Source organism: Corallococcus terminator, from assembly GCF_049194865.1.
Classification (GTDB): Bacteria; Myxococcota; Myxococcia; order Myxococcales; family Myxococcaceae; genus Myxococcus; species Myxococcus terminator_A.
In genome coordinates this window covers 42,137-54,733 of the sequence record NZ_JBLZWL010000130.1, presented here as the reverse complement: position 1 = coordinate 54,733, position 12,597 = coordinate 42,137, and the positions used below count along the sequence as shown (strand labels likewise).

At 70.6% G+C, this 12,597-nt stretch carries 5 protein-coding genes; all 5 read right to left on the bottom strand.

Translation table 11 applies throughout. From position 1 onward, the window contains the following. Positions 1-8: 8 nt before the first annotated feature. From ACN469_RS39070 to ACN469_RS39050, 5 genes are read right to left on the bottom strand one after another with little or no spacing between them, the layout of a single operon-like run. On the bottom strand, positions 9-458 hold the full coding sequence (locus tag ACN469_RS39070) for a hypothetical protein (protein WP_498776703.1): 450 nt from the start codon (positions 456-458) through the stop codon (positions 9-11). Positions 459-460: 2 nt separating this feature from the next. After that, complete coding sequence (locus ACN469_RS39065) at positions 461-1,612, bottom strand: ArsA family ATPase (protein WP_498776701.1); 1,152 nt, start codon at positions 1,610-1,612, stop codon at positions 461-463. A 48-nt stretch (positions 1,613-1,660) separates the two neighbouring features. Next, complete coding sequence (locus ACN469_RS39060; protein ID WP_498776699.1) at positions 1,661-2,761, bottom strand: patatin-like phospholipase family protein; 1,101 nt, start codon at positions 2,759-2,761, stop codon at positions 1,661-1,663. After that, positions 2,761-7,080 (bottom strand): amino acid adenylation domain-containing protein, encoded by a 4,320-nt coding sequence (locus ACN469_RS39055; protein ID WP_498776697.1) that lies wholly within the window; start codon positions 7,078-7,080, stop codon positions 2,761-2,763. Before ACN469_RS39055 ends, ACN469_RS39060 begins: the two co-directional genes overlap by 1 nt. After that, positions 7,077-12,596: a type I polyketide synthase gene (locus ACN469_RS39050; protein ID WP_498776695.1), complete on the bottom strand. Its 5,520-nt coding sequence runs from the start codon at positions 12,594-12,596 to the stop codon at positions 7,077-7,079. Before ACN469_RS39050 ends, ACN469_RS39055 begins: the two co-directional genes overlap by 4 nt. Position 12,597: the final 1 nt, after the last annotated feature.

The following is a 12,597-nucleotide window of genomic DNA, read 5'->3' as shown; positions in this document are numbered from 1 at the left end:
GACCCGGACTAGGTGAGGATGATCTTCTCCGGGCCCGTGGAGCCGGAGCGGCTGTCCGGACCGCCTTCCGTGGCCCTGCCGCTGCCCGCGGCGCCATGTGTGGGATTGCCCGGGGCGCTGGCCTTGTCAGACGCCGGGGGTTCGTGGGGCGGTGCGCCCTTGGACGCGCGGAGCTTCGCGCTGGCCTCATCCATCAACTGCTTGATGGTCATCATGCGCGGGCTGAGCGGCGCCCCCGTCTGGATGGCCGAGTCGATGTGCTCCAGCTCGTGAATCTGCGCCTGGAGCAGATGGGAGAAGCCCTGCAGCAAATCTCTCTTCGCGCGGAAGAGCTGCTGGACGAAGCCTCGCCCTCCTGGAACCACGGCGTCGACGACCTCGGCGACCTTGGCCCCTTCCTCGGGCTGGGTCTCGAACCGGAAGAAGCCCTTCGGCAAACTCTTTTTCTGCCAGGCCATATTCAAACCCTCTCTTTCTTGAACTCAACGACAAGTTTGTCGCCATCCATGCTCGCCCCGACGGTGGCGAGCCGCGCAATCATCCTAGGGAGCAGGACATTGCGTCGGAAGGCACCTACCTGGATGACGAGCTCCGCCTCGCGCCGGGAGAGCGTGACCTCTTCCTTGCTCACGAAGGGCAGCTTGACCTCCAGCCTGTACACATCCACGGCATCCTTTCCAACCCCGAGGGCGGGATGGATGACCATGAGCCGCGCCGGGTCCTCGCCTCGGTAGAGCAGCGCCGAGAAGGTCTCAAGCGTCCCTTCTCCGACCACCTCTCCTCCTTGGAGCGCAATCCCTGTCACGGGGATGGAGCCGACGAGGCGCTGGAGGTTCTCGACCGCGGGGTGCCGGGCGAGCGCCGCGTCCGGGGACTCGGCCGTTCCCGCCGGCACCAGGCGATTGAGGACGATGCCATCCAAGGCAATGCCTTGCAGACCGAACGCCGTGCAGGCCCGCCGGGTGGCCTGTTCGGCCCTCCGGTCATGGGTGGTCACCAGCCGCAGGGTCGTCACCGTGGGGTCGCGCAGCAGCGCGCCCACGTCCATCAGCCTGTCACTCGCCCCGTGGAGCACATCGGGGTCCGTGCGCGAGGGCCTCGCCCGCCGAGCGCTCTGCTCCGGCGCCCTCGCTCTGCGCGCGTACCAGCTCACGCAATCCGCGCCGCCGACGAAGCGCAGCGCGTCCCCCGTGCTGGGAGCATCGATGATGATGAGCTCGTACGTCCGCGCGCGGGTGTACTCGCCGAGCAGGAGGAGCGCCAGCAGCGCATCCAGCCCCGGGGTGAGCGCCACCTCCTCCGCCGCCACGTCCTCCAGCCCACCGCCCAGCAGCGCGGCCACCTCGCCGCGGCCCTCGCTCCAGCGGCGCCGAAGCTCCGACGGGACATCGAGCTCCTGGAGGTGCAGGTGGTCATTGAGGCGAACGGGCAGGCCACTGGCCCCCGGGAGCACCGGCACCTCCAGGCCAAAGGCACCGCTCAGGTCTCGGGAAGAGTCGAAGGAGAGGACCAGCGTGCGCAGGCCCCGACGCGAGGCCGCCAGGCCCGTCGCCGCCGCCACCGTCGTCTTGCCCACGCCGCCGCTTCCCGAGACAAGGAGGATTCGGGTCATCTCAGCTCACCTCGCCGTTGGCTGGCCACACTCGGTCTCCCACGCACATCAGGTCCCGACCTGTGAGGGCGGCGCGCCCTGCCGCGAGTCCCCCAGCCAGCCGGACTTCTCGAGCCAGTGCCGCGTTCGCTGGAGCTGGTCCATGGTGGACTGCTGGCTCAGCATCTCGACGAGCGCCGTCCCCACCTGCTTCTGGTCGTAGGCGGAGATCCGCTGCTCCACGACGGGATTCAGCCGGAAGTACTTCTTCCGGAGAATCATGCGGCACTGGTAGTTCACCGCGTCCGAGCCCGCCTCCAGCAACATCTTCACCAGCACCATCGGGTCGCGGGTGTCCAGGAGCCACGGGGCGAAGCCCCAGTTGGCCTCTCCCTCACAGAAGGTGGGCGCGAGATAGGTGGACATGATGCCATTGCCCGATGACAGCACCAGGATGGAGTCCAGGCTGGGCGGCTCGGTCGCCAGCGTGTCCACCTGCTCGTGCTTGCTCGGACGGGACATGTTGTTGATGGCCTGGGCCAACCCCACGAGCGAGGGATTGTTGGCGTAGAGCCCGCCATCCACGTAGCCGCTGCCCTGCTTCTTGAGCCCCTGATAGATGGGATAGGAGAGCGGAGGAGACCCGCTGCGCATCAGGACGTCGACGAGCAGCTCGTTCAGGTCAGGGTCATTGTCCGGGCCCGTGTTGTGGAAGATCTTCGACTTCCAGGTCCGCACGCCCTTGCGCTGCCCGTCGAGCTGGAAGCTCGGAATCACGACCTTGCGCTTGAGGTCCCCCAGCCGCGTCGTCATCCCGAAGTAGCCGCCCAGGAAGTCGCGCATGTAGTTGGAGTCGAGCAACGAGCTGGTGCCCGTCAGCGCCCTCAGGGAGCGTCCGACGGACACGCCCTTCCTGTTCATGGCGACGGCCTCGCCCCAGAACTGGAGGCTCTTGTCGAAGGCGCTGTCCGGGTCCGCCTCGCTGGCGAAGAAGGCCGCGTTGAAGGAGCCCGCGGAGGTGCCCACGAAGAGGTCCACCTGATTGAGCAGGGTTCGTCGGTCACCTCCTGAGTCGAGCGTCTGCCGAAGCGCTCCCAGCATCCCAGTGGTGACATAGCCCTCTCCACCGGAGATGGAGGAACCATCCATTGACAGGATTCGATGCGGCATCACGCGACCTCCTTCGAGAACTGCGCGTTCCACCCGCTCGCGGGCAACAGCGCCCGAGGGGCTTCTTGAATCGACACACCCGATGCAACCGCGTCCAGACACTGCTGGAGCCGTGAAGCCAGCACCGCGGCGTTCTTCTCATCCATGATGAGTGTCATGTGATTGCCGGGGACCGTGATGACTTGCACTCCATTGGGAGCGAACCTGCGCACGCTGTCGACGAGCGAATCCCTTCCTTCGCTCGGAGGCTCGGCCCTGAAGAGGGTGGCGCGGCCGCCATACGCGGTGAAGGTGTAGGAGCGCTCCGCCCGCAGGGTGACCAGCATGTTGCGGGCCGTTCGCGCCACGTCCTTCAGGAACCTCTTCAGGTAGGTGCGCCGCCCGCCCGAGTCCTTGCGCCAGAGGTCCCTGGGAGTCTCGGGCAGGCTGATTCCCATCCACTCGCCCACGAGCCTGAAGTTCTCGTAGTCGCGCGGGAGCGGGGTCTCCACCAGCACCTTCACGAGCTGCGAGCCCGTGGAGACCGCCTGCCGAAGGTCCTGGCTGTCCTGCGCGGCCTTGCGGTCTAACGAGGCGCCATCAATCAGGCCGAGCAGCGCGACCTGCTCGCCCCGGGCTTCGAGCTGGCGCGCCATCTCGCACACGACGATGCCCCCGAAGGACCACCCCGCGATGCGATAGGGCCCCTGGGGCTGGACCCGCCGCATCACGTCCACGTAGTGCGCCGCCGTCTCCTCGACGGTGGCCCTGGGGGCGCTGTCGTCCATCAGGCCCGGCATCTGGAAGCCGAAGACGGGCTGCTCGGGGCTCAGGTGACGGGTGAGGGAGACATAGACGGCCGGATTGCCCGCGGAGGGCGGGGCGATGAACAGCGGCGGGTTGCGTCCTCGCGGCTTCAGCGCCACCACGCCGTCGGGCAGTCGCGGGGCCACCACCCCGACCTGCGCGTCGACCCACCGAGCCAGGCCCTCCACGGAGGGCCGCTCGAAGATTTCGTTGAGGGGGACCTCCACGTCCAGGACGCTTCGGATGCGCGAGATGAGGGTGATGGCCAGGAGCGAGTGCCCTCCCAGGTCGAAGAAGCTGTCGCCGGGAGCCACGGCGTCGAGCCCCAGCAGCTCGCCGTAGAGGCCCTGGAGCTTGCGCTCCGTGTCGGTCAGCGCCCCCGCGTCGCGCCTCGCCAGCCCGCTCTCCCGCCTCCCCGTGGGCGGTGGGGGAAGGGCCTTGCGGTCGACCTTGCCGCTGGACGTGAGCGGCAGCGCGTCGAGGATGAGGAAGACCGACGGCCGCATGTACTCGGGGAGCTGCTCCTGGAGGGACTTGCGCACCGCGGCCTCCAGGCCCTCCCCGTCAGCGGGGAGTCGTGGCTCCGCGGGCTGGACGTAGGCGACGAGGCGTGGCTCCTGGCCGGGAACGCGCTGCAACACCACGGCGGCGTGGATGACCCGCGGGTGTCGCGCGAGGGCAGCCTCCACCTCTCCTGACTCGACGCGGTGGCCACGAATCTTGAGCTGGTCGTCCAGCCGCCCCAGGAACTCGAGGGTGCCGTCCGGGAGGTACCGGACCAGGTCTCCCGTGCGATAGAGCCGCGTCCCCCCCGGGCCAGAGGGCTCCCCCGCGAAGGGGTTGGGGACGAAGCGCTCGGCCGTCAGGTCCGGACGCCCCAGGTAGCCCCGGGCCAACCCCGCGCCGCCGATGTGCAGCTCACCCGACACGCCGACGGGCACCGGCTGTCCGTTCCGGTCCAGGACATACAGCTCGGTGTTGGCGATGGGTTTGCCGATGGGGATGCGCTCGGGGAGCGGGCCTCCGCCCGAAGGCACCTCGTGGAAGCAGCACGCCACGGCGGCCTCGGTCGGGCCGTATTCGTTGATGACGCGCGCGGCGAGGCCTTGAGCGCGCCACGTCTCCAGGTCTCCGCCGTGAAGGCCCTCGCCACCGAGCACGACCGCGTGGGTCCGCTCGAGCACCTCGCGCAGTCGCCCCAGGCCGTCGAACGCCCGCAGGTGGGAGGGCGTCAGCTTGATGAAGCTGAAGCCCTGCTCGGGGTAGTCCCTGGAGGACAGCAGGTCCAGCTCCTGGCCCGGTGGGAGCAGGAACAGGGCGCGTCCCGAGATGAGCGGGGCGAAGAGGCTCGTCAGCGTGCCGTCGAAGCTGATGGACCCGAGCACCGGGCTCCCCGTGCCCTCGTCGAGCCGGTACGCCTCCACGCTCCACTTCAGGTAGTTGACGATGCTCCGGTGCGTCACCTCCGTGCCCTTCGGCTGGCCCGTCGAACCGGAGGTGTAGAGGACGTAGGCGAGGTGGTCGGGCGTGACGTCCCGGCGCAGGCGCTCCCCGATGGCACCCGGGAAGTGCTCCGCCGACGCGTCCACGTGGAGGACCGTCGCGGCGGCCTCCAGCTCCGGTTGCGCACCCGAGGTGAGCAGCACCCGAGGACGGGCATCGCCGACGATGCGCCGCAGTCGCGCGGGAGGTTCGTCCGGGTCGAGCGCGAGGAACACGCCGCCCGCCTTGAGCACCGCCAGCAGGCTCACGACCAATCCGGGCGAGCGCTCCATGCAGACGCCGACCCGCGTCTCGGGTCCCACCCCCATCGCTTGCAGCGCCACCGCGAGCCGGTCACTGCGCTGGTCCAGCTCGCCGTAGGTCAGCTCCCAGTCCCCGACAATGAGGGCGCAGGCGTCCGGGGTCCGCGCCGCGCGGGCCTCGAACAGCTCGTGCAGACACGGCCCGCTGGCCCCCTCCGCGCGCGTGTCGTTCCACTGCCGGAGGATGCGCTCGCGGTCGGCCGCCGGAAGCAAGGGGAGCTCGGCCACCGGCCGCTGGGGCTCGGTGAGGAGCCCCTGGAGAAGCAGCTGGAAGCAGTCCGAGTAGTGCTGGAGGGTGCTCCGGTCGAAGAGGCCCCGGTTGAACACGAACCGCACCGTGAGCCGGTCTCCGTGGTCCTCCACGAAGAGGTTGAGGTCGAAGCGGGAGGTGGTGGTCTCGAACTCGAGCGGCAGAATCTTCATCCCGCTCGCTTCCGGACTCCCGCCTGGCGCCCGCGTCCAGGAGAACACGGTCTGGAACAGCGGGTTGTAGCCGGGGTTTCTCGCGGGCTTCAGCTCCTCGACGAGCAGGTCGAAGGGCAGGTCCTGATGCGCGAAGGCATCGAGCACCACCTCCCGGACGCGCTCCACCACGGTGGAGAAGCCCGGGCGGCCTCCCAGGTCCACCCGCATCACCAGGTTGTCGACGAAGAAGCCCACCAGGGGCTCCAGCTCGGTGCGGGTCCGGTTGATTGAGTTGGCGCCGAGCACCAGGTCCTCCCGTCCGGTGAGCCGGTGCAGCAGGACGAAGAAGGCGCCCAGCATGCCCATGAAGGGCGTGGCGTTGGCCGCATGGCTCAGGGCCTTCAGGGCCTCGGTGAGCGGGGGCCCCAGCTCGAAGTGGACCTCACCTCCTGCGTGGCTCTGCACCCGGGGACGCGGCCGGTCCGTGGGGAGCTCCAGCAGCGGAGGCATCCCGGCCAGTCGCCGCTTCCAGGCGTCCACCAGGTCGCGGCGAACCTCGCCCCGCAGATGACTCCGCTGCCAGATGGCGAAGTCGGAGTACTGGAGCGGCAGCGGCGGCAGCGGCGAGGGCTGCCCCTGGGCGAAGGCCGCGTAGAGCGTCAGCAGCTCGCGGATGAGGATTCCCCGTGCCCAGACGTCCGCCGAGATGTGATGCAGGCAGACCTGGATGTACTGGCCCCTCGTCCCCCGGTCGATGACGAGGACGCGGGTCAGCGGTCCCTCGGACAGGTCGAAGGGCCGCTCCCCCTCGCGGCGGAGGAACCCCTCCGGGCCTCCGGGCTCGTAGGCGAACACCTCCGTCTCGTCCATCACCACGAACTCGAGCCGTGGCTCGGGGTCGACGATCTGGACCGGGACGCCCTCCTGCTCGGCGTAGCGCGTGCGGAGGATTTCGTGGCGCCGGAGGATTTCGAGGAAGCAGCGCTCCAGGAGCACCGCGTCGAGGTGCCCCTCGACGCGCAGGGGCATGACCAGGTTGTAGGCGACGCCGCCGGGCTCGAGGCGGTCGAGGAACCACAGCCGCTGCTGCCCGTAGGACAGCGGGGCCGGCCCCGTGCGTGCAACGGGGGTGATGGGGCGCTCCTCGTCCACCCGGTGGCGCTCTCGCAGCAGCGCCAGCAGCTCGTGCTTGTGCTCGGCGAGCACCTTGCGGAGCTCCTCGCCCGCGGCCCCCTTCGGGCCTCGGAGCTTCAGGTGCTCCCCTTCCGCCCAGACCTCGAGGCCCCGCCGATTCAGCTCGGCGAGCAGCTCTCCCATTTTCATAGCGTCAGCTCCTCGACCTCGGACTGGGCGGCGGGAACAGGGACGCGCGCGAGCAGCTCACTGAGCTCGAGCTGCTCGTGCAGCGCCTCCACGATTCCGGCGACACCGGTTCCATCGATGAAGCGGGCCATGGGCAGGTCCACGCCCAGCTCACGGCCCATGCGGTTCTTCAGCTCGACGGCGCGCAGCGAGTCGAGGCCCATCTCGTTCAGGGAGATCTTCTTCTGGAGCACCTCGTGCTCCGGGGTGAACCCCAGCAGGGGTGCCAGCCGGCCCTGGAAGTAGTGCATCAGGAGCCCGCGCCGACGCGTGCCGTCCGAGCGCTTGAACTCCTCCAGCAGCTCCACCATCCGCGCCGTGCCGGCGGAGCGGGCCTGCTCCCGCATCGCCAGCTCGGAGAACAGGGGGCCATGTCCCGGCGAGGGCGTGGCCTCCAATGAGGAGAGGTTGACGGGCACCACGCCCATCTGCGCGACGTCGCGGCCCAGCAGCTCCTCCAGAATCCGCAGCGCCCGCTGGGGCGGAAGGCTGGAGGCGTCCGCTGTCGACGCGCGCCCCGGGCCCCGCGCCTTCTCGGCCATTCCTCCGCCAGCCCACCGCCCCCAGTTGACGCTGAGCGCGGGCAGCCCCTTCGCGCGGCGGTGGTGCGCCAGCGCGTCGAGGAAGGTGTTGGCGGCCACGTAGTTGGCCTGCCCGGCGACACCGACGAGCGACGCCGCGGACGAGTACATGACGAAGAGGTCGAGCGGGAGCCCGGCCGTGGCCTGGTGCAGGTTCCACGCGCCCAGCACCTTGGGCGCGAGCACCCGCGCGAGACGCTCCCGGTCCTGCCGCAGGAACACGCCGTCCTCCAGCACGCCCGCCGTGTGGAAGATGCCCCGCAGCCGCGGGCCTCTCGCGGAGAGCTCCTCCACGACCCGCCGCACGTCGTCCGGGCGCGAGACGTCGGCGCGCGCCACCGTGACCTCGCAGCCACGCTCGCCCAGCGCGTCGAGCCGGAGCTTCGCCACCGCTCCCGACGCTCCGCGGCCGACCAGGACCAGATGGCGGGCCCCGGCCTCCACCAGCCACTCGGCGGTGGCGAGCCCGAGGGCGCCCAGCCCCCCCGTGATGAGATACGCGCCATCGGCGTGGATGCCCATCGGACTGGCGCTGCTCGACGGCGCGCCGGGCCGCACCAGCCGAGCCCCGAGGAGCCGGGAGCCTCGCAGGGCCAGCATGTTCTCTCCCGGCGCACGGGCCATCCGCTCGAACAGCCGCGAGGCCGCGTCCTCTCCGTCGTCCAGGTCCACCAGCCGACAACCCAGCTCCGGGTGCTCGATGGCGGCGGCGCGACCGAGGCCCCAGAGCGTCGACTGCGCGAGGCCCTCCACGGCGTCCCCCGGCGTGGCCGCGACGGCGCCTCGGGTCACCAACCACAGCGCGGGCCCCTGGGCCCCGGTTGCACGGGCCATGGCCTGGACGAGGTGGAGCACGCCTGTCGCGCTTCGCGTGGTGGCACCCGCCAGCGACTCCGGTGAGAGCGCTTCGGCCCTTGGCTCGTCGAGCCCCCAGAGACAGACGACCGTCGTCGGCGCGGCGCCCTCCGCTGACAGCTCCTGGAGGAGCCTGGCGAAGCCCTCCGGGTCGTTCGGGTCGAGGCGGGCGTGGCCCGAGCCGGAGCGCTCGTAGCCCGGGCCCGGCGTCACGACCTCACACGTCCCACCGTGGCGCTGGACCTGCTCCTTCAACCCTTCGGCGACGCCGCCCGAGTCCGCGAGCAGCAGCCAGCGACCGGGCTGGGGGGGAAGCGGGGTCCACGCCCGGGGAGCTTCCTGCTCGCGCCACGCCAGCTCGAAGAGCAGCTCCCGCGCGGAGTCGGAGAACGAGGTCATGAGCGCGCGCGGGTCGATCCGCTTCAGCAGCAGTCCCTCGACCTCGGCGATGACCTCTCCTCCTTCCCCGAGGATGCGCAGGTCGATGCTCAGCAGCTCGTCGGAGGCGGAGGAGCGGCCGTCGTGGCGCGCATGCACCCAGGCGCTGCTTCCGGGCTTCTTGAACCAGCGCAGCCGCTGGATGGCGACCGGCATCCGTTGCCGGTGGCCCCGCGCCTCCTTCGCCTCCTCCATGAACAGGGCCGCGACCGTCTGGAAGCAGGCATCGAGGATGAGGGGATGCAGCCGGTACTCGCCCATCCCGACGACCTGACTGTCGGGCAGCCGGACGTGGGCGAGACAGGCATTCGTCCCGAACCTCAGCGCGTCGATGGCCCGGAACGACGGGCCGTACTCGATGCCATGGCTCGCCATCAGCGCGTAGAGCGGCTCGGCCGGCCGCGGCGGGGAGAAGCACGCGAACAGCCCGGCTTCCAGCTCGACCGGTCGCGCGGACTCACGGTGCTCCACGAGGTGCCCGTGGGCGAGGCGAGCCCAGTCCCGCTCGGAGCCCGTCGCCCCCTGGCCGTAGATCTCGAAGTGCGTGCGCCCCTCTTCCGGCGTCAGCACCGTCTGGACGTCGCGGCCCTCGCCCTCGCCGAACACCAGCGGGCGCTCCAGCTCGAACGAGAGCAGGTCGAACGACTGCTCCGACCGCGCCGCGAAGTGCGCGGCCCCCAGCGCCATCTCGACGTAGCAGGCGGCCGGCAACACCGGCGCTCCGAAGACGCGGTGCTCGGCGAGGAACGAGGGCTCACGGGCGCTCAGGCGCGCCGCGAAGCGCAGCTCCTTCGTCCCCGCCAGGGACAACGGTACGCCCGCGAGCGGATGGACCTTGTCGCGAGCAGCCCCCCGCTCCGCGAGGGAGCCCATGGAGCCGCCCGCCAGGGAGTCAATCCAATAGCGCTCGCGGCGGAAGGGGTACGTCGGGAGCGTGGCGGGCCGCCGTTCGAAGGGGGCATCGAACGCGGTCCAGTCCGCCTCGAAGCCGCGCACGTAGAGCGCGCTCAGGGTGGAGAGCAGCTGCGCCGTCTCTCCGGACGAGGGACGCAGGCTCGGAAGCCAGCACAGCTCCTCCGCGTCCGGGAAGCCGCGCAGACCGATGCTCGCGAGGACCGGCGCGGGGCCCACCTCCAGGAACGTCCGGTGCTTCTGCTCGCGCAGGACCTCCAGCGCCGCGGAGAAAGAAACGGGCTCGCGCAGATGACGGCCCCAGTACGCGGGCCGGGCCAGCTCCTCCGCGACGAGCCTGCCCTCCAGCGCGGAGACGAAGGGGATTCGCGGCACCGAGAGCGTCACCCCGTCGAAGCACGCCTCGAAGGGCGCCACCACCGGCTCCATGAGCGGCGAGTGGAAGGCGTGGGCGACGGGCAGCGGCTTGCACGCGAAGCCCTTCCGCGCGAGCTCCCCGGCGACCTCGGCGAGCGCCGCGCTGTCCCCGGAGATGACCAGGTCCTCGGGGCCGTTGATCGCCGCGAGGGAGATGAGGTGGGAGACCGGAGCAAGCACCTGGGTCAGGGACTCCAGGGAGGCGCTGACGGCCAGCATCGCGCCCTCGCCCGGGGCCTCATGGATGAGCCGGGAGCGCTCGACGACCAGCTTCAGCGCGTCCTCGATGGAGAGGACCCCGGCGACCACGGCCGCCGCGTACTCCCCCAGGCTGTGCCCGACCACGGCGCCTGGGACGATGCCCCAGGAGGCCCACAGCTCCGAGAGCGCGTATTCGAACGCCACGAGCGCGGGCTGGGCGTAGCGCGTGTCCGCGAGCAGAGAGGAGGACTGCCCGCCATGCAGGATGTCCTCGAGCCGGGGCTCGAGCAGCCCCAGGAGGGCGCTCGAACACCGCCGCACCGCCGCGCGGAACACGGGCCAGGTCTCGGCGAGCTCGCGGCCCACGCCGGGACGGAGCGCCCCCTGTCCCGTGAACAGGAAGACCGGCTTCGGGCTCTCCGTCCCCCGTCTCGGCTCGCGCTGGGGACGCGGCTTTGCGGCGCGCAGCCGCGACAGGCCCGTCCGGAGCTCGTCCGCGGTGGCGCCCGTGATGGCCGCGCGATGCTCGAAGTGGGACCGGCCGACGTTGGCCGTGTAGCACCAGTCCCCGAGCACCACGCCGTCGGCCGCCAGCGTGGACTCATGCACCTCCACCAGCGCCTCGAGGGCCGCCTCGGTCCTGGCCGACAGGGTCAGCAGATGGATGGGGCGCTCCCGCTCCACCGGGGGCCGGGGAAGGACTGGGGCCTCTTCCACCACGAGGTGCACATTGGTGCCGCTGAAGCCAAAGCTGCTGAGCCCCGCCAGCCGCCGCTGCTCTCCTCGCGGCCAGGGCCGAAGCGCGGTGGGGATGACCACCGGCAGGTCATCCCAGCGGATGCTCGGGTTCGGCCGCGAGAAGTGGAGGTGCGCGGGGATGGCCTCGTTCTGCAGGGCCAGGAGCACCTTGATGAGCCCCGCGACTCCGGCGGCGGCCTCCAGGTGGCCGATGTTCGTCTTCACGGAGCCCACGAACAGCGGCGTGCTTCGCGTGGGCTTGCGTCCGAAGACCGAACGGAGCGCCTCCATCTCGATGGGGTCGCCGAGCGAGGTCCCCGTGCCGTGGGCCTCGACGTAGCCGACCTGCTCGGGCTCCACGCCACAGCCCTCCAGCGCCATGCGGATGACGCGCTCCTGCGCGCGCCCGTTCGGCACCATCAAGCCGCTGCTGCGACCGTCGTGGTTGAGCGCCGAGCCCCGGATGACGCCGTGGATGAGGTTGCCCTGGGCCAGCGCGTCCGACAGGCGCTTGAGCACGACGACGCCGCACCCTTCACCGCGCGAGAAGCCATCCGCGGACGCGTCGAAGGTCTTGCAGCGACCGTCGACCGCCAGCATGCGGTTCTGGCACTCGAACATCATGGTGAGGGGCGACAGGCTCAGGCTGACGCCTCCCGCGAGGGCCAAATCACTCTCGTCGTTGCGCAGGCTCTGGCACGCCAGATGGATGGCGACCGCGGAGGACGAGCACGCGGTGTCCACGGTGAGCGCGGGCCCCTGGAGGCCCAGCGTGTGGGCGATGCGCCCGGCGGCCATGGAGGGATAGTTGAGGGACGCGGAGTACATCTCCACGCCCGCGGTGATGCCGAGCACGTTGTAGTCGTTGTGCATCATCCCCACGAAGATGCCGGTGCGACTCCCGGTCAGCCCCGCGGGGGGGATGCCCGCGCGTTCGAGGGCCCGCCAGCACTCCTCGAGCAGCATGCGCTGCTGCGGGTCCATGTCCTTCGCGTCGCGCGGAGGGATGCCGAAGAACGCGGGCTCGAACAGGTCGACGTTCTCGATGAAGGCGCCCCGGCGCGTGTACACCTTCCCGCGCGCTCCCGGCGTGGGGTCGTATATCTCGTCGATGTTCCAGCGCTCGGGTGGCACCTCGCGGGTTGCATCCCCTCCGTCGCGGAGGAACTCCCAGAAGGTCTCCGGCAGCTCGCCTCCGCCGGGGAAGCGGCACGACATGCCGACGACGGCGATCGGCTCCGCGGCCAGGATGTCCTTCTTGGCGCGGAGCTGGCTCGCGAGATAGGCGAGCTTGACGGCCGGCAGCTCGGAGATGCGTGTCGGTAGTTTCGCCATC